This window comes from Halochromatium glycolicum, from assembly GCF_016584085.1.
In the GTDB taxonomy this organism is placed as follows: domain Bacteria; phylum Pseudomonadota; class Gammaproteobacteria; order Chromatiales; family Chromatiaceae; genus Lamprobacter; species Lamprobacter glycolicus.
In genome coordinates this window covers 1-17,029 of record NZ_NRSJ01000032.1, presented here as the reverse complement: position 1 = coordinate 17,029, position 17,029 = coordinate 1, and the positions used below count along the sequence as shown (strand labels likewise).

16 protein-coding genes are annotated in these 17,029 nt (G+C 67.4%); 1 reads left to right on the top strand and 15 read right to left on the bottom strand.

The genetic code is table 11. From position 1 onward, the window contains the following. Positions 1-579: 579 nt before the first annotated feature. Positions 580-1,173 carry a TMEM165/GDT1 family protein gene (locus CKO40_RS16000; RefSeq protein WP_200347368.1) on the top strand — a complete coding sequence of 198 codons (594 nt, stop codon included), beginning with the start codon at positions 580-582 and terminating at the stop codon, positions 1,171-1,173. 109 nt (positions 1,174-1,282) lie between these two features. On the opposite strand, the gene CKO40_RS15995 is transcribed toward CKO40_RS16000, so the two are convergent. The 15 genes from CKO40_RS15995 to CKO40_RS15925 form a co-directional block, all read right to left on the bottom strand. Then, complete coding sequence (locus tag CKO40_RS15995) at positions 1,283-1,858, bottom strand: DUF3299 domain-containing protein (protein ID WP_242477104.1); 576 nt, start codon at positions 1,856-1,858, stop codon at positions 1,283-1,285. A gap of 393 nt (positions 1,859-2,251) precedes the next feature. Beyond that, positions 2,252-3,448 (bottom strand): LbtU family siderophore porin, encoded by a 1,197-nt coding sequence (locus CKO40_RS15990; protein WP_200347364.1) that lies wholly within the window; start codon positions 3,446-3,448, stop codon positions 2,252-2,254. A 450-nt stretch (positions 3,449-3,898) separates the two neighbouring features. After that, on the bottom strand, positions 3,899-4,882 hold the full coding sequence (dmeF, locus tag CKO40_RS15985; protein WP_200347362.1) for a CDF family Co(II)/Ni(II) efflux transporter DmeF: 984 nt from the start codon (positions 4,880-4,882) through the stop codon (positions 3,899-3,901). Positions 4,883-4,973: 91 nt separating this feature from the next. Further along, positions 4,974-7,004 (bottom strand): TonB-dependent hemoglobin/transferrin/lactoferrin family receptor, encoded by a 2,031-nt coding sequence (locus tag CKO40_RS15980; protein ID WP_242477103.1) that lies wholly within the window; start codon positions 7,002-7,004, stop codon positions 4,974-4,976. 216 nt (positions 7,005-7,220) lie between these two features. Continuing rightward, complete coding sequence (hutW, locus tag CKO40_RS15975) at positions 7,221-8,609, bottom strand: heme anaerobic degradation radical SAM methyltransferase ChuW/HutW (RefSeq protein ID WP_200347358.1); 1,389 nt, start codon at positions 8,607-8,609, stop codon at positions 7,221-7,223. A gap of 31 nt (positions 8,610-8,640) precedes the next feature. Beyond that, complete coding sequence (locus tag CKO40_RS15970) at positions 8,641-9,846, bottom strand: energy transducer TonB (RefSeq protein ID WP_200347356.1); 1,206 nt, start codon at positions 9,844-9,846, stop codon at positions 8,641-8,643. A 24-nt stretch (positions 9,847-9,870) separates the two neighbouring features. After that, on the bottom strand, positions 9,871-10,356 hold the full coding sequence (locus CKO40_RS15965; RefSeq protein ID WP_200347354.1) for an ExbD/TolR family protein: 486 nt from the start codon (positions 10,354-10,356) through the stop codon (positions 9,871-9,873). A 10-nt stretch (positions 10,357-10,366) separates the two neighbouring features. Then, the gene (locus CKO40_RS15960; RefSeq protein WP_207173681.1) at positions 10,367-10,756 is read right to left on the bottom strand and encodes an ExbD/TolR family protein; all 390 of its coding nucleotides are present in this window, start codon (positions 10,754-10,756) and stop codon (positions 10,367-10,369) included. Further along, the gene (locus tag CKO40_RS15955) at positions 10,746-11,930 is read right to left on the bottom strand and encodes a MotA/TolQ/ExbB proton channel family protein (protein ID WP_242477102.1); all 1,185 of its coding nucleotides are present in this window, start codon (positions 11,928-11,930) and stop codon (positions 10,746-10,748) included. The genes CKO40_RS15960 and CKO40_RS15955 overlap by 11 nt, the downstream gene beginning before the upstream one ends. Further along, on the bottom strand, positions 11,927-12,832 hold the full coding sequence (locus CKO40_RS15950) for a heme ABC transporter ATP-binding protein (protein ID WP_242477101.1): 906 nt from the start codon (positions 12,830-12,832) through the stop codon (positions 11,927-11,929). The genes CKO40_RS15955 and CKO40_RS15950 overlap by 4 nt, the downstream gene beginning before the upstream one ends. Then, entirely contained in the window at positions 12,829-13,965 is a 1,137-nt protein-coding gene (locus CKO40_RS15945) for a FecCD family ABC transporter permease (RefSeq protein WP_338074197.1), read from the bottom strand. The genes CKO40_RS15950 and CKO40_RS15945 overlap by 4 nt, the downstream gene beginning before the upstream one ends. A 14-nt stretch (positions 13,966-13,979) precedes the next feature. Further along, a complete protein-coding gene (locus tag CKO40_RS15940) occupies positions 13,980-14,915 on the bottom strand; it encodes a heme/hemin ABC transporter substrate-binding protein (RefSeq protein ID WP_200347350.1) in 936 nt (311 codons plus the stop codon). Beyond that, positions 14,915-16,063 (bottom strand): hemin-degrading factor, encoded by a 1,149-nt coding sequence (locus CKO40_RS15935; protein WP_200347349.1) that lies wholly within the window; start codon positions 16,061-16,063, stop codon positions 14,915-14,917. The genes CKO40_RS15940 and CKO40_RS15935 overlap by 1 nt, the downstream gene beginning before the upstream one ends. Further along, positions 16,060-16,365, bottom strand: a complete 306-nt coding sequence (locus CKO40_RS15930; RefSeq protein ID WP_242477100.1) for an antibiotic biosynthesis monooxygenase family protein — start codon at positions 16,363-16,365, stop codon at positions 16,060-16,062. The genes CKO40_RS15935 and CKO40_RS15930 overlap by 4 nt, the downstream gene beginning before the upstream one ends. Positions 16,366-16,648: 283 nt before the next feature. Further along, positions 16,649-17,029, bottom strand: a 381-nt coding sequence (locus CKO40_RS15925) for a peptidoglycan-binding domain-containing protein (RefSeq protein ID WP_200347347.1), incomplete at its 5' end; no start/stop codon positions are given.

Here is a 17,029-nt window from a genome sequence, read left to right as displayed (position 1 = left end):
AAGAGCGGCGTACTATTGGCAAGTGCGCCCTTCCTTGGGTTGTCAGCGCCCCCGCAGCCGTTTGACGAACGCGGAACGGGATGTGGCCGTGACGCCCCGCAGCGGTGTCCGCGATGGCACGGTAGCCCATCAAGCGAAGACGATCCAGTGGGTCATGCCGATGCGCGCGATTGTCCACCTAGCGCGTGCAGTTGCGCTCGTTCTCCTATGCGCGGGGCACTTCGAGCAAGGCGGGCCGCCATGGCGCTCGTGGTCCTGCCTGTGACCGCTCTGCCGACAGCGCTGTCGGCAACGGCCGTCTGCCGCTGCTGGAGCAGCTGAGTCTAGACGCGCGCGCATGCACTCATCACCTTGGTCGTCCTGCATGACTTGAATCTCGCCCTGCGCTTTGCCGACCGCTTCCAATTGCTCGGAACCCAGGCATCGGTGAGTGCCGGCGCGATGGAATCGCTTGGGTCAGATCATGTCCAGGCGGCTTATGGGATCGACGTGATCAAAGGGCAGGTCGGCGGGCATTCGGTCATGGTACCTTGCGCAGATTAGCGTCATTCCGCCGCTCAATCGCTGTTGCCGCCGCTGATGGAGCTCTCCGTCGCCCTCTCTGCCTTCGCCTTGTTGTTTCTCGCCGAGATGGGCGACAAGTCACAGCTGTTGGTGATGACGCTGGCCCATCGCTATCGGCCGGTTTCGGTGATTGCCGGCAGTTTTGCCGCCTTCGCCTTGTTGAATCTGCTGGCTGTGGGCGTCGGTCAGGCCTTGTTCGACTGGCTGCCGCAGGGCTGGCTGCTGCTCGTCGCGGGGGTCCTGTTCCTGTTCTTCGGCGTTCGCTCCTGGCAAGACGCCAATTCAGGTGAGGGCGATGCCGAGATTCCCGCGCGCAACCGCGGCGGTTTCCTGCAGAGCTTCTCGCTGATCTTCGTCGCCGAGCTTGGTGATAAGACACAGCTGGCGATGCTGGCGTTGGTTGCCAGCACCGGGGACCTTTGGGCCGTGCTGTTTGGCGGCACGCTGGCGCTATGGAGCGTCTCGCTGCTCGGCGTCCTATTCGGCTGCACGCTGCTGCGCCGGCTACCCACCCACTGGGTGCATCGGGCCGCGGCGCTTCTGTTCATCGGCTTTGGGTTGCTCGCGCTCTGGCAACTGGCCTTCGGCGATGGGCTGGTCGGCCTCTGAGAGGATGATCGAAGAGGCATGCCCGGCCGGTGGTGCGACCGGGTACGAGCGGGTTGGGCAGGCCTGCTGCCAGAGCAGAGGATTCGGAGGCCTCACTCGCACGGGCGCGCTAGTCCGAGTACGGGGTGACGAATGCCTCCTCGATCCGATAGCCAGCGTCCCCGAGATCACTGCGAAAAGGCTCCACGCGCATCTGTCCCGCAACCCAAACCGTATCGAACATGCCTCCCGGGTACGGGCGGCCCGGCTTGGTCGTGACCAAGACGATCTGGTTGCGGGGCGGTGGGGGCACGTGGACACAGGCCCCGAAATACGGCACGAGCAGGAACTCGGTGATGGCGCTGGCGTCCATCGTCAGCGGTACGACGAAGCCCGGGAGCCGGATCTGGCGGTCGTCCAGCTCGGCGACGATGGGCGCCTCGTCCCATAGGGCGCGCAGTCTGTCCATGAGTTCGAGGGCGCGGGGGTCGTCATCGCTGAGGCTCTCGACGTCGTACTCGGACAGCAGCCGCTCCGGTTGCCAGTCAGTGGGGATCAGGTCGTTCCAGTCGAGTGTCTCCGCCTCTTTGTGAGCGGCTCCGCTTTCGGCATCGGTCGCGGCCTGCTTGCGCTCGCCGAAGGCAGACCGATCGGCCGCCGGATCAGTCGGTTCACTACAGCCGCCGATCAGCAGCGACAGCAGCAAGAGGGCCGGGAAAGATCCCGAACCTCGAGTCCTGGATCGGCCGGAGGGGTGGGTGGCGAATCGTCGCATCGCGCTGAGCTATAGCCATTCCGCCTGATCACCGGACAGAAAGCGCCGGAACAGTCAGCACCGATGGGCTCAGCCTGTCCGGAAACCAGGGCGGATGACTATACAAGACGCTGGCGAGCAGCCCGAATGAACACAGGGTGGGCGTGGTTGTGCTCGACGTGGGCATGGTCGCGATCAGCGGGGGTATGGGTTCATCATCGGCCTGATGCTCATCATTCGTCCCGGTCGGGAGTGTAACGACATCACGAATACTCTGGAAGAGCGCCGCGCCACGACCATTCATTCTTCGGGGTGGCTGGCCGCCATGATCGTTGGCCGCCGTGCTCAGAACTCCACGGCGAGCTGGGCGACGAAGGCGTTGGCCTCCTCGCCGGTGCCACCCTTGCCGGTGCTGTAGTCGGAATCGTGCGAGTACTCGAACGAGAGGGCGGTGCCGTCGAAGATCCCGATCGACCAGCCCACCAGCCAGCGCTCTTCGGGCAGCTCGAGCGCCAATGCCTCGTTGCTGCCTTGGTAGGCGACCGCAGCCACCGATTCCTTGCCGAGCACCTCGAAGCTGTACCCCAGCTCGATGTTCCAGGCCTCCGGCTTGGCGCCGTTGCCGTCGAAGTCCAGCTCGCCGGCGTTGAATTCGTCGATTGCTCCGAGGTACTCGCCGATCAGGTTGAAGTCCTGGAAGACGACGGCGAGGTTCGCGGTCCAGCCACCGGTGAAGTCGGTCGGGTCGACGACCGTGTCACGCAGGGAGTCGGAATCGCCCAGATTACTGATGTACCCGGCACCTACCGTCCAGCTGACGGCGTCGAGCTCTTGGGCGAAGCTGAGGTTCGCGCCCCAGCTATCGATTCGGGTGTCGCCGTCGACCTCATTGTCGCCCTGGAAGGTGTAGACGCTGCCGCCAAAGCCCTCGTAGACGAAACCAACCTCGGCCGCGCTTTCGCGAATCTCGCCGATCTCCAGTGTCAGCGGGTCGGAGACCAGGTTGGTCTCGTAGGCACCGAAGGGGAGATAGAACTGCCCGGCCGTGAAATAGACCGGCGATACCTCGGCGTTGGCGATGGTGATCTGAGCGAGATCGACCTCGAGGTCGGTCTCGCCTTCCTCGTAGAGCAGTGAGGCGGTGGCTTCGACCCAGTCGGTGACCTGCGCGGCGAGGCCGAGCTCGAAGGTGGCGAGGGTGAGATCGGACTCACTGCCGCCTTCATAGGGGTCGACATAGCTGCCCTCGACCTCGATCAGACCGGCGATCTCGATCCGGTCGAACCAGCCGGCGCCAACGCCAGGATCAGCGCCGCGCTGGGTCGCGAGCGCGTCTTCCAGCTGTTCGACCCGTTGCGGGGTGCCTTCCAGCTGCTGCTTCTGCTCCTCGATCGTTCGGCGCTGCTGGTCGATCGCCGCGGCCTGCTCGCGGTTCTCCTGCTCGAGGCGTCGGACGCGTTCTTCGAGCGTCTGTCCAACGGCTGGGCCACCAGCGGTGGCAAAGATCGCGACGATGGCTGCGGCCAGTGGTTGTTGTCTCATGGTCTTGTCTCCTGGGATGGGGATGTCGGTCGCGGCGCTCGTTCCCGCATTGGCGGATGCGAGTTGACCTCGTAATCATACAGAAAATAAAAAAGTATGCGGTTGCTCGGCCACACAGGCTCATCATGGGTGTGTGGTGCAAATGCGTCGTAACAGCGGGCATTATGTTACAGTAAAACTGAAACAAATGCGAAGTATTAGCAATACCAAAAAGAGAGGTGGGATATCGCGTAGCGGCGTCAACGCCATCGAGGTCAGCGCTGTCTCAGCGAGGAGCGATATCGGCGGCGCAGGATGGCCGCGTGATGGGCTGGCACGTCATCAGATCAATCGGACAGCCTTCGCACCGTTTCCTCAGGCGGCATCATCCAAAGGCTGGCATGCACTTCCTAGGCTGCCTACACGGGGGTCACCACCGTCGCCTGCTCCGGGGCCTTCGTTCGAGACGAGTCATGTTCGGCAGCGCTCATCCCGGCACTGGTTCACCTCGACCGTCAGGTGATCGAGGCCGGGGATGTCCTCGAGCAAGCCCTTATAGAACGCCAGCGGCCGTGGGTCGTGGGTGACCAGCGAGACGATGCAGGCGTGGCTCGCGGCGCCGACGCGCCACAGATGCAGGTCCGCCACCTGGACATCGTCGACCGCCTCGAGCATCGCCCGCACCCGGCGTGCGGTCTCACTGTGGTCTTCGGCATCGACTAACGAACGGGCGCTGTCGGTGGCCAGACCATAGGCCCAACGGCCGATCAGCAGGGCGCCGACGACACCCATCACCGGGTCCAGAAAGGCCCAGCCGAACAGCATCCCGGCGCTGAGGGCGCCGATGGCGAGCAGCGACGTCAGCGCGTCGGCGATCACATGCAGATAGGCGGCGCGCAGGTTGTGGTCCTTGTGCTCGCCTGCGTGAGGATGCCCATGATCCTGGTGCCCGTGCCCGTGCCCGTGCCCGTGCCCGGGATGGTGGTGGTGATGGTCGGCGCCGCCGCCCAGTATCCAGGCGCTGGCGACATTGACGATCAGCCCGAGGGTCGCCACCGCGATCGCTTCGCCGTAATGGATCCTGACCGGATTCAGGAACCGCGAGAGCGATTCCCCCATGAGCCAGAAGGCCCCGAGCCCGAGCAGCAGCGCACTGGTGTAGCCCGCTAACGTCGGGATCTTGCCGGTGCCGAAGGTGAAACGGGGGTCGGTGGCCCAGCGGCGGGAGAGGCGATAGGCGAAGACGCTCAGCCCCAGGGCCGCGGCGTGGCTGCCCATGTGCCAGCCATCGGCCAGCAGCGCCATGGAGCCGGTGAGCCAGCCGGCAAGGAGCTCCACGATCATCGTCGCGAGCGTGAGATAGACCACCCAGCGGGTGCGGCGCTCGGCCTGCTGCTCGGCGGTGGTCGTGTAATCGTGGGAATGGGTCCAGGCGTCGATGGAATGCAGGTGCATCGGTTGGCGTCTCGCTCGTCTGGCAATAAGCAACGCTGACACGCTAGCACGCCTGATCACGAATGCAAATTGCTCGCATGAAAGGCTAGGGCTAGAACCGATAGCTCAAGGTTGCCTTGATGTTGCGCCCCGGACCCTGCAGCACCGACAGGTAGGGGGTGTAGTCCTCGTCGAGCAGGTTGTCGATACCCAGGTCGAGACTCAGGCCGGCAAGGCGCTCGGCCGGCCTCCAAGTCAGCCAGAGGTCGTAGAGGTCGTATTCCTCGGAGGGCTCGACGCCCTCTGGCACGCGCTCCTGGGCGGCGATGAACCGTCCGCGAGCACCGATCTCAAGGCCCTGCGCCGGGAAACGCAGACCGAGTCGGGCAATCCACTCATCCGGCTGCACGCTCGCCAGAGGCTCGTCGGTGTTCTCGTCGTCGCCACGCGTCTGCGAGTAGGCAAGGCCCGCGAACCAGCGCGGCGCATCATAGAGCGCTTCGATCTCGAAGCCCTCAAGCCGCGCGTCCGTCACATTCTCTGAGGTGCTCACACCGCCCGGGCCCGGGTTGCCGGGCATCGGCCGCGGGCTGAAGATGACCTCGCGGTCGATGAAATCCCTGACGTCGTTGCGAAAGAAGGCGGCCCGGAGACCAGCGCGGTCGTCCTCGGTGAACAGATCCCGCTGGCTCAGGCGCAGGCCGATCTCCTTGTTGTGCGCCTTCTCGGGCTTTAGATCCGGGTTCGGCACGAACAGGTTCTGACAGCCGGGGCCGCAGGTGAAGTGGACGCCGGAGACGAACAGCTCCGAGGGGGTCGGCGCGCGAAAGGCCTCGTTGTAGCTCGCTTGTAACGCGAGCCAATCGGTGACGCGCAGGTTGGCGCCGAGCTTTGCCGACCAGGCACTATCCTCATTGCGATTGCCGGCCTGTTGGTCGGCCTGACTCGAGTAATCATCGAAGCGAATGCCGGGTATCAGGGTCAGCCGCTCGCCGATCAGGATCTCGTCCTGCAGATAGGCGCTGATGATCTGTTGGCGGCCGTCCGGTGAGCTGCTGCGTGGCGCGCCGTCACGTTCGGCGCTGGCCCGATCCTCGTAGTATTCGAGGCCATAGCTCAGGATCTGGTCGATCTGGCCGCCGAAGCTCAGGCGCATCGTATTGCGCAGATCGAGACCAATGGTCGTCAGCTCCGTTTCATCGCGGCGAGCGTCCTGCTGTCGCTCCTCGTCGATGCGCGTCTGATTGCGGTACAGCACCAATGACGGGCTGAAGTAGGGATTGTCCGGATGATCATGCCGGAACCGGAAATTGAGGTTGTCTTGCCGTGTGAGGCGATCGACCAGGTTCTCGGGGGTGGCGAGCGTCTGGGCGTTGGAGGGGACGTCGCCGTCCTCGCGCAGCCCGAGATAGCTGGCGCTGAACCAAGTGATGCCGTCCGGGCTCCAGGAGCTTTTGGCCAAGCCGGAGGTCCGTTCGTAGCCCGAGTGCGCCAGATCCTCGCCATCACCAAGGCGGGTGTCGCCGGCTTCGCGATGGTTGAGGTCGATGAGCAGATCGAGCTGGTCATCGAGGCGGCCATAGGCTGCGGCTCCCGTCATCCACTGACTGTTCACCCCCTGGTAGCCCGCCCGAACGCGGCCGCCGAGGGTTTGCCCCGGTGCGAGCAGATCGCTGGCATCGACCGTCTCGAGGGCGATCACGCCACCGATCGCACCGCTTCCCCAAAGCGCCGAGGCCGGACCGCGGATGACCTCGACCCGACGCAGCAGGTCCGGCTCGACGAATAGCCGGGCGTTGTGGCCGCGGGCAAAGTTCTGACGCGCACCATCGAGCAGGAACAGGATGCGGTCGTCGGACAGGCCGCGGATGGTCAGGGTCTGTCCGACCGCTCGGGGTCCGCCGCCAATGGCGACATTGGGGAGATCCGCGACCAGGTCGCCGAGCGTCTGCGGCTGACGCTGCTCGATCTCGTTGCGATCGATGATGCTGACGGACTCTGGAACCTCGTCGAGCGGCCTGCTGGTCTTGGTGGCGGTGACGGTGACCGGACCGAGCTCGACCTCGATTGGATCGCCAATGGCGGGTAAGGCCAAGGCCACGAAGACGACTGGCAGGCTGCTCAGGGTGAGCGCGCGGGCCAACCGAGAAGCCTGGCCCGATGAGCCTGTTCGGGTCTTCGCGGATGGTTGGGCAGTGGTCCGGGTTGGAAAAGACAGGGAGCCTTGGCAAGACATCGGGCGAACCTCCAAAGGGATGGGTCGACACGGCTTGCTGCTTCCCGGTGCCCAAGGATGCTAGGGCGCGGCGGATGGCTTGCGGTGTGCATGAGGAGCAGTAAACAGCAGAACAAAGGGTTCTCAGGCATTGCTTGGCGTCTCCCGAAGGCATTGATCGAGCCATTCGAGCAGATTCTGCGTCAGCGGCACCTGCCAGAAGCGACCGGCGAGGGTCAGCTCGAGCCAGCGCCCGTCGCGCATCACCAAGCCGGCGCGCTGCCATTGGGCGAACAACGGGTCGGTCAGCGATGCGAGCTCGCGATCGGCATGGGCCTGCAGCTCGGCGGCCAGACCGACCAGGTCCAGATGTCCGCGCTCGAGTTCGCCCTTGATCCGATTGAACAGCCGGGCATGGGGCGAATGCCGCATCAGCCCGGTCATCACCGGCTCGCCCTGTGTGAGCCGACGCTGGTAGTCGTCGACATCCGCGGTGTTGCGAAACGAGTAGGCGCGCTCGCCGCGATGCAGCGAGCCGCCGGCGCCGGCACCGATGGCCAGGCAATCGGCACCGGCCTTGACCAGCAGGTTGTAGAGGTTGCGCTCCCGCGTGCCTTGACGCCAATGGCTGCTGGAGAGGGGCTCCCAGCGCGCTGCATCGAGCCGTTCGGCGCCCTGTTGGTAGAAGCGGCCGAGCTGCTCGGGTGCGGCCGGCCTGAGCTTGCCGGTGGCGATCGCGCTGGCAAGCGGGGTGTTACGCATCTGCTTGAGGGCATAGAGATCGACCCCGTCGAGTCCGAGCGCGATCGCGGTGTCGAGATCATCGGCCCAGAGCGCCGCATCTTGCTCCGGCAGCCCGAAGATCAGGTCGATGACGATGGCGCCCTGATCGAGCCCCATCAGCCCCTCCAACGCGCTCAGCAGCTCGGCGCGGCTCGCCTTGCGACCGAGACGCTGGCGGAGGCGTTCATCGAAGGTCTGTACGCCGAGCGAGAGGCGGTTGGCGCCGGCGGTGAAGGCCGCGCGTGCCTTATCGAGCCCGAAGCCGCGCACGCGACCCTCGACGGTGATCTCGCAATCGGCGGCGAGCGGCAGCGTCTCGCGGACCGCTTCGATGGCGCGCGCCAGGTCGGCAGCGGAGAGCAGGGTGGGGGTGCCACCGCCGAAGTAGACCGCGCGGATGGCGGCCTCGGACAGGTCGGGCCGGTCACGCTCACGCTGCAACTGGGTGATCAGCGCATCGACGTAGGCGCTGCCGGCTTCCTCGCGCCAGGCATTCTGATAGAAGCCGCAGAACAGGCAATGATTGGCGCAGTAGGGCACATGCACATAGGCCACCGCGGGATGACCGAGCGGGGTCTCGGTGAGCTGCTGCCAAAGTGCTGTGAGCTCACTCGGATCGACCGGCGTCAGACCAACGAAGGGATGCACCGGCCGCTGCCCGCTGAAGGCCTGTGCCAAGGGCGCGCTGGACTCGCGGGCGAAGAAGGCCTCGAGCGGGCGATGGGCGATGACGGGGCGGTTCGGGGTCATGGGAAGCGTGAAGATCCCTCGGATGGTCGATTCAACGCAGGTTGAAGGCGATGGGCAAGGTGATGGTCAGGCGCGAGTGGCCGAGGCTGCGCGGGATCTTCGGCATCGGTGAGGCGCGGTTGAGCATCGCGGCCGCCTCCTGATCGAGCAGTGGATGGCCGGAGGTCGTCACGAGCTGGTGCGAGATGACGCGGCCGTTCTGATCGATGGTAAAGCGCACCTTGACCGTGCCCTGCTGACGCAGGCGCCGAGCGCGGGAGGGATAGCGCTTGTGCCGATTGAGCCAGGCGGCGAGCTGACCGTAGTAGTTGCTCGCACCGCCCGAGCTGCGGCCGCGGCCCTTGCCACGGCCGCTGCCCGCGCCTTGCTTGCCGAGTCCGGCACCGCGGCCGCGGCCGCTGCTGGCCTGTCCGTCCTGGCCGCTTGCTGTACCGGATGAAGCGCTCGCGCTCGTGCTCGCGCCGGCATCCGATCCGACGGTCGAGCGGTGAGTCGGCCCGGTGCGGCTCGCTGTCGTCGGCGAGCGCTCGGCGGAGGTCGCTGCCGGGCGGGGTGGTGTGGTTGGTCGTGGCTTTGGCTGTGCGGAAGGCGCCGGAGCGGGCTTTGGCTTGGGCGTCGATGCCGCGATCGGCTTGGGCGTGGGCTTTGGTGTTGGCTGAGTTGCCGATTTCGGCTCAGGCTCGGGCTCGGGCTCTACGTTCGGTTTTGGCTCGAGCTTTGGCTCAGGCGTGGGCGCGGGCTTGGATTGCTTCTGCTGGACGGGCTTGGCCGCCGGCTCCGGCGTTGGCTCGGGACGAGCGGTGATTGGCGTCGATGAAGATGGGGCCTCTTCTTGCGGTTCTTGTTGAGGCGATCGCCTAACGGCCCGCATAGGCTCCGTGACTGGTGCTGAGGCGGCTGGAACCGGCTGCGCGGCGGTTGTCGCGGCATCCGGTACCGACGCCTCGGTGGCCGCATTCGCGGCCCCGGCCTCAGCTGCTTGTGCATCCAGCGGTTGGGTATGGGCGCTCGCCAAGGCTGTTCCGGGCGCGACGGCCGAGAGCGCGCCGGCGGCACCGGCCTCGCGCCCATCGCCACCCTCGGCGCGGCCATCACCGCCGTCGCCGAGCCCAATGATGATGGTCGCCGGCTCGGGCACCGGCGTGGCCGGTGTCGGCACCAGTGCCAACGCCAAGACCGCGTGCAACATCCCGGCGATGAGGAAGGCGATGAGCCAATGGCGCAGCGTCAGCTCCATGATGGATGCCTCAGGATGGATGCCTCAGTCTTGGCGGGCCAGCAATCGGACCCGCTCGACACCCAGTGCACGGAACTGCGTCAGCAGCGCCCGCAGCTCGGCCATGACGAGGGCACCGTCGGCCTTGAGCGTCAGGTTCAATGGTGTCTCGGGAGCCTCGGGAGCCTCGGGAGCCTCGGGAGCCTCGGGAGCCTCGGGAGCCTCGGGAGCCTCGGGAGCCTCGGGAGTCTCGGCGGGCTTGAGCGACCCGGCGAGCGCCGTGGTCAACTGATCCGCCGGAATGACCTCGCCGTTGAGCGCGATGCGCCCATCGGCATCGATCAGCACCTGCACTGGATCGGGCTCGGCCGCCTGTCCCTGTCGTGAGACCGGGGGGTCGATCGGCAGCGCATCCGTCGGCGCGATGGTGCCGACGATCATGAAGAAGATCAGCAGCAAGAAGACGACGTTGATCAGCGGGATCAAGGCCATTTCCTGATCCCGACGCGGTGGCGGTTGCGTCAAACGCATCAGGATCCCCTCAATAAAGCCGCAGCACTGGCACGCCAGCGGCGGCAAGGGTGTCGAAGACCCGCAGCAGTTGCTGCAGATCGACCGAATCATCGGGCTGCACGACCACGCCAAGCGTTGGCGAGCGCGCCTGCCACGCGCGCAGTGCGGCGGCCAGGCCCGAGCGTGGCAGCCTGTCCCCATTGAGATCGAGGCTGCCGTCGGCCTGGATGCGCAACAGCAATGATTGCGGCTGGCCGGTCCCCTCGCTGCTCACCGATGGCGCCTCCAAGGGCACGGCATGCAGACGCGTGAGGGACGAGGCCAGCATGAAGAACAACAACAGGATGAACACCACGTCGATCAAAGGCGTGAGCCCAATCGTGCGACGGCGTGCCGATGGACGTGGCTCAAGCTGCATCGCCGAGACCCTGATGGCGTGGACGCGAGCCGGCGTCTGCGCTGAGCGAGGGCTGGTGCTGGTGCGGGCCCATCGAGGCGGCCGCCTCGGACGCGTTCGACGGGACGCGATGCGCGCCTGGATGCGCGCCTGGATGCGCGCTTGAAAGGGTCGAGCGCGCACCCGGCTGCATCGCCGAGCAAGTGAAGACGCGGGTGACGGCGTCTTCCATCTGGTGCGCGCAGCGCTCGACCCGGCGCTCGAGCCAGCTGTGCAGGAGCACCACCGGGATGGCCACGCCAAGGCCGGCCGCGGTGGTCAATAGCGCCTGCCAGATGCCGCCCGAGAGCACGGCGGGATCGACGCGGCTGCCGGCGGCCGCGAGCTGCTGGAAGGCCTCGATCATGCCGAGCACGGTGCCGAGCAGGCCGAGCAGCGGGCTGAGCGAGGCGATCACCTCCAGCGCCCGCAGCCAGGAGCGCAGTTGCTCCAATTGGGCGTTGGCAGCGCGGCGCAGCTCCTCGCGCAGCAGCTCCAGCGCGGCCGGCGGTTGATTGCGGACCTGCTGCAGCCCGGAGATCGCTTGCGCGACCAGCCGCGCAGCCGGCTGCCGGCGATCGCCGAGGGTTGCCAAGGCCGCAGCAGGCTGGTCGCGAGACCAGCGCTGCAGCGCCGCCTCGACCGAGCGCGGGGTATCAAGCCGCACGCGCGCGAACTGCCAGAGCTTGGCCAGCACGATGGTGAGCGCGACGATCGACAGCACCGCCAAGACCAACAAGACGGGGCCGCCGTTGCCGACGGTCTCGCGCAGCGGCTCGCTCAGGTTGGCCAGGCCCTGCAGCCAGGACTGTGGCTCGACAGCGCTGGCGCCTGGCAGCATGGAGTCGGCGGCCTCGGGCCCGGCGCTCTCGGCAGCCTCGGCGACATCACGGATATCGGTGACATCGGCGGCTGCGGGCCCGGCGCTCTCCGGCGCTGCGCTTGCCGCCGGCTCAGACGACAGGGCAGCGGGAGCGTTTTCGGCCCCGGCCCCAGCCTCAGTCTCGGCCTCGATCTCGGTCGTTGCGGCCTGGGCTGCGGCGCGCTCGGGGGCGGATGCCGTTGGCGCCTGTGAGAGAGCGCTCGCGGGCGCGCCCGCTGGCTGAGGGGACAGCGGCGTGTCAGCAGTGACGGGGTCGGCTTGGGCGTCGGTCATAGCTCGCGATGATCGGGGGTTTGGGTGGTCTGAGAAGCCTGGGCCCGCAGGGCCGGGCGGCGTGGCGCCGATGACGGATCGGCGCGCGGCACGATCAGCGGGCAGCCGAGCTCGGGATGCGCCAGGATCTGCACCGGCAGCCCGAACGCCTCGGCGATCAGGTCCGGCGCGAGCGCGGCTTCCGGCGCGCCGACCGCGAGCAGCCGGCCGGCCTTGAGGATGGCGACGCGGTCGGCGTACTGGGCGGCGAGGTTCAGATCGTGCAGAACGACCAGGACGCCGAGGTCATGCCGGGCCCAGCGTCGCGCCAGCGCCAGGGTCGCGTGCTGATGGGCGATATCCAGGCTGGCGGTCGGCTCGTCCAGGAGCAGGAAACGCGGTTCGCGCTCGGGCAGCGGGTCCCAGATCTGCACCAGCACGCGCGCCAGGTGGACGCGCTGGCGCTCGCCGCCGGACAGCGTGGTGTAGCGGCGCTCGGCGAGGTGCGCGATCTCGACCTCGCCCAGGGCGCGCGCGGCGCGATGGACATCCTCGCTGCTCGGGCCGCCGAACGGGATCCGCCCCATCAGCACCACCTCCAAGGCGGTAAACGGAAAGTCGAGCGGGCTGTGCTGAGGCAGCACGGCGCGGCGTTTCGCGAGCTCGCGCGCCGGCCAGGCGCTCAGGGGTCGGCCGTTGAGCCGCACCTGGCCGCGCCCCGGGCTCAGCTCCGCGCTCAGCGTGCGCAGCAGGGTCGACTTGCCGGCGCCGTTGGCACCGAGCACCGCGAGCACCTCACCGGCGGCCACGCTCAGGCTCAGGTCATCGAGGAGGGCACGGCCATCGCGGCGGATGCAGAGTCCTGCGGCCTCCAAGGTGTGAGTGGAGCCAGCATCAACGGGCGGTCGGACATCCATCTTCATGCCGTTCTCCGCTGCCAGCGCAGCAGCAGGGCCAGGAAGAAGGGGCCACCGAGCAACGCGGTCAGGATGCCGATCGGCAGCTCGGCCGGGGTCACCAGGGTCCGTGCCAAGAGATCAGCGAGCAGCAACAGGCTGCCACCGAGCAGCGCGGCACCTGGCAGCAGCAGGCGATGATCGGGACCCAACGCCAGGCGCAGCAGATGCGGCACCACCAGGCCGACGAAGCCGATGATGCCGCTCACCGCGACCGCCGCGCCGACCGCGAGCGCCGCCAAGGCGACGATCAGCGGCTGCATGCGCTGCACCGCGATCCCCAGATGCCCGGCCTCGGCCTCGCCCAAGAGCAGTGCGTTGAGCGTGCGCGCGAGCAACGGCAGCGCCAACAGCGGCACCGCGATCAGCAGCGCGGCGCTGCCGACCTCAGGCCAGGTCGCGCCGCCGAGACTGCCCATGCTCCAGAAGGTCAGGGTGCGCAGCTGCTGATCATCGGCCAGATAGGTCAACAGCCCGGTGCCGGCGCCGGCGAGGGCATTGATGGCGATGCCGGCGAGCAGCAAGGTCGTCACCGAGGTGCGGCCATCGCGACTGGCCAGCCGATAGACCAGCAAGGTGGTCACCAGCCCGCCGGCGAAGGCGGCGATGGGCAGACTGAAGGGGCCAAGCGCCTGGGTCAGAAAGGCCAGCCCCTGCCCGCCGAGCACGATCACCGAGACCGCCGCCAGGGCCGCGCCGGCGGAGACGCCGATCAGGCCCGGATCGGCCAAGGGGTTGCGGAACAGCCCCTGCATCGCAGCCCCCGCGACCGCTAAGCCGGCACCGACCAGTAGGCCGAGCAGGGTGCGCGGCAGCCGGATCGACAGGATCACCGCCTCGTGCTGAGGCGCGACCTCGGCGACCGGCAGGCCGGCCAGCGCGCCGAGCGTGTGCAGCACCTCGGCGAGCGGGATCGCGACCGGCCCGATGGCGATCGAAAGCAAGGCCACCGACAGCATCAAGGCCAGCAAGGCCGCGAGGCTCAGCCGCTCGAGCTGGCGGCGCTGCAGCACGGGATGGGTGCCAGGATGGCTGGCAGCATGGCTGGCGGCATGGGTGGCGGGACGATTGGCGCGAAGGCCGAGCACGCGGGTGTTCATCGAGCCACCACTGCTCAGGGCTGTCCGGCGGTGAGGCCGGAGCGCCCGTCGGTCTCTTCATCGATGATGCCGAGCTCAGAGGCGAGCTGCGCCGCAGCCACCGCCAGCCGCGGCCCGAAGGCGAGCAGCAACGGACCATCCATGGCCAGCACGCGCTTGGCCTGGCCGGCGGGAGTGGCCTGGAGCGCGCCGCGCTCCAGCACCGCATCGAGACCGCCGAGCTGTTCGAGATTGCGCTGGGTCACCAGGATCACCTCCGGCGCTGCGGCCAGCGCGGCCTCGGCACTGAGCGGCTTGTAGCCGGAGAAGGCGTCATGCAGCACGTTCTCGCCACCGGCGAGGCGGATCACGGTATCGGCGGCCGTATCACGGCCGGCGGCCATATCGTTGCCGGAGCCGATGTGCAGCAGGAAGAGCACGCGCGGGCGCTTGCTGCTGGCCCTCGTAGCCGCCTCCAATTGGGCCAGCTCGTCGTCGAGCTGCGCGCTGAGCGCCGCGCCGGCCTCGGTCCGGTCGAGCACCGCGGCGACCGCGGCGATCGTCTCGTGCAGTCCGGCGACGCTGGGCGTATCCGGGATCGGGTGGGTGTCGACCCCGGCGCGCGCGATCTGCTCGAGGACCTCCGGCGGGCCGGCGTCATCGGTCATCAGCAGCCGATCCGGGTTCAGGCTCAGGATGCCTTCCGCCGACAGGGCGCGCTTGTAGCCAACCTTGGCGATGTCCTCGGTGGCATCGGGATAGAGACTGGTGGTGTCGACGCCGACCAGCTGCGCCTCGCCACCGAGCGCGTAGAGGATCTCAGTGATGGCGCCGTCGACCGAGATCAGCCGCGCGGTCTGCGCGGATGTCTCGCCTGTCTCGGCAGTCTCGGCGATGAGTGCAGAGGCGCACCAGAGCAGGCCGATCGCTGCGCCCGTCACTGTTGTCAGTAACCGCTTGCGGGGTTGCATCAGGCTTGCTCCGGATAGGTGATCTCATCGAGCAAGGCCCGCCACTGCGGCGACTCGGATTCGCCGCCCTTGCGCAGGCCGAAGCACTGCAACAGCAGCGCGCCAGCGGCGTCGTAGCACTCGAGGCTGGTCACCACGCCCTGATCGGTCGGTTTGCGCACCAGCCAGCTCTCGGCGATCGCCTCCATGCGCAGGTGCAGATTGAAATCCGGGTCGAGGATGTTGTACCAGGGGCCGACGGTGACGAGCCGCTTCTGGATCGGGCCACTGTGGATCTGGATGCAGCCCGGGCTGCCGACGAAGAGCATCACCGGCAGACCCTGCTCGCGCACGCGCTCGAGCAAGGTCTGATAGCTGCGCGGCGCCGCGCGCCGCGCGAGATCATCGCCCACCAGGCGCAAGGCCTGGCGGCGCCCGACCTGGAAGCGGCGCAGCAGGCCGAAGAAGTCATGGGTGTTGTGCATCGCCTCCCAGGCCGCCCGCAGCCCGTCGATGTCGATCTCGACATCGGGGCGTTCCGCCGCTGCCGCCTGCGCCGGCGCGAGCTGCAATGCCGGCGCCTCCAGCCAGAGGTGACGCGCGACCAGCGCCTCCCAGGCCGTCGCCTCGGTCGCCTTGACGCGATAGACCTTGTGCACCGCGGTGCCGTTGCCATCGAAGAACTGCAGACTCTCGCGCGTCCCTGAATCCGTTCCTGAGGCCGTCCCTGAGTCCGTCGGCTCGCTCAGCGCGAATCCGCTCTTCCAGTGACGCAGGAACAGGCGCAGATCGACCGCCTCGCCGACCACCTGGCCCATCCCGTGCTCGGGATAGAGCGACACCTCCTCGAACGGGCCGATCTTCTCGATCACGGCGGCATGATTGCGGGTCAGCGCCATCACGGGCCCCACCGCGCGCAGATCGGTGATGAGCGCACCCCAGTCCTCACTCAGGCGCCGGCTTCCTGGATGGCAGGCCAATAGCTCGGCCTCGCTGACCGCGAGCTGCTCGGCGGCATCGCGCGCCCGCAGCCCGGGCTGGGCCCGCTTCAGGTCCTGCCAGCGTTGCCAAAGCGCCTCCGAGGATGGAGCCGGGTCTTGACCCGATGTCCAGACCTGCGGCGCGGGCGCTGAGGCTTGGGGGAGGGCGCTATTCGCATCCAGGCTCATCGCAGGGCCTCCTCAAGCACCACATCGAAGCCCTCGAACACCGGATGCCCGGCATAGGTGCCTTGCGGCGCCTTGGCCTGCGCATGGGCTTGGCGGAAGGCGTCGGACTCGCGCCAGGCATCGAAATCGGCGCGCGAGGCCCATTGGGTGTAGGAGGCATAGAGGCGGCTCTCGCCGTTGTCCTGCCCCTTGAGCAGGCGAAAGCCGCGGAAGCCGGGCATGGCGTCGAGCTGCGATTCGCGCTCGCGCCACATCGCCTCGAACGCGTCCTCGAAGCCCTGGTTGATGCGAAATCGGTTCATCGCGATGAACATGCGCTGTTGCCTCTTGCGGTGGTCCTGTCTTCTCCGAGCCGCCCGGGATGGCAGGCTTGCGGGCGGACTGAGTCTCGTGGATCGAGAAAAAGGAGCGACCATCCGCAGGGATGGTCGTCCAAACACTGATGTCACCAATGAACGGCTGCTATGAGCCAGCGGGATCATGCAAGGCCGCGCACAGAGGGCCGTTCACGAGGAGCAGACTAGCAAAAGCAAACCTAAATGACAATCGTTCTTTTTTAGTTTAACGCTGGATCGAGCTTGCGCCTCACCGGATGCCGAGCTGTTGCGCCAGCTCGGCATCCAGCTTGCCGGTGACGCGCAGGCCGCGATCGCGTTGGAAATCCTTGATCGCCGCTGTCGTGCGTGGGCCGAGCAGCCCGTCTATCGGACCGGGGTTGAATCCCTGCGCGCGCGAGGCGGCTTGCAGCGCCTCGACGGTTTCCGAAGTCACTGTCAATGCTTGCGCTGGCGCCGTTCCTGCGTGGCTGGTCACCGTGCTGTCGCCATTGCCCAGCGAACTGACATTGATCCAGAGCACGGCATCCTGCGACAGCTCCTTGCCCTTGTGCTCCTTGTCCGGTCCGGAGCCGAGGCAGGCGAAGCCCCAGATGCCGGGGCGCGGGATACCGAAGGTGAACACGCCGTT

Bases quoted from the DNA above. Each gene is read 5' to 3' on its own strand.
- CKO40_RS15990 (WP_200347364.1), bottom strand. From the start codon at position 3,448: ATGAGACAACAACCACTGGCCGCAGCCATCGTCGCGATCTTTGCCACC.
- dmeF (WP_200347362.1), bottom strand. From the start codon at position 4,882: ATGCACCTGCATTCCATCGACGCCTGGACCCATTCCCACGATTACACG.
- hutW (WP_200347358.1), bottom strand. From the start codon at position 8,609: ATGACCCCGAACCGCCCCGTCATCGCCCATCGCCCGCTCGAGGCCTTC.
- CKO40_RS15940 (WP_200347350.1), bottom strand. From the start codon at position 14,915: ATGCAACCCCGCAAGCGGTTACTGACAACAGTGACGGGCGCAGCGATC.
- CKO40_RS15950 (WP_242477101.1), bottom strand. From the start codon at position 12,832: ATGAAGATGGATGTCCGACCGCCCGTTGATGCTGGCTCCACTCACACC.
- CKO40_RS15955 (WP_242477102.1), bottom strand. From the start codon at position 11,930: ATGACCGACGCCCAAGCCGACCCCGTCACTGCTGACACGCCGCTGTCC.
- CKO40_RS15935 (WP_200347349.1), bottom strand. From the start codon at position 16,063: ATGAGCCTGGATGCGAATAGCGCCCTCCCCCAAGCCTCAGCGCCCGCG.
- CKO40_RS16000 (WP_200347368.1), top strand. From the start codon at position 580: ATGGAGCTCTCCGTCGCCCTCTCTGCCTTCGCCTTGTTGTTTCTCGCC.
- CKO40_RS15930 (WP_242477100.1), bottom strand. From the start codon at position 16,365: ATGAACCGATTTCGCATCAACCAGGGCTTCGAGGACGCGTTCGAGGCG.
- CKO40_RS15970 (WP_200347356.1), bottom strand. From the start codon at position 9,846: ATGGAGCTGACGCTGCGCCATTGGCTCATCGCCTTCCTCATCGCCGGG.
- CKO40_RS15960 (WP_207173681.1), bottom strand. From the start codon at position 10,756: ATGCAGCTTGAGCCACGTCCATCGGCACGCCGTCGCACGATTGGGCTC.
- CKO40_RS15945 (WP_338074197.1), bottom strand. From the start codon at position 13,965: ATGAACACCCGCGTGCTCGGCCTTCGCGCCAATCGTCCCGCCACCCAT.
- CKO40_RS15965 (WP_200347354.1), bottom strand. From the start codon at position 10,356: ATGCGTTTGACGCAACCGCCACCGCGTCGGGATCAGGAAATGGCCTTG.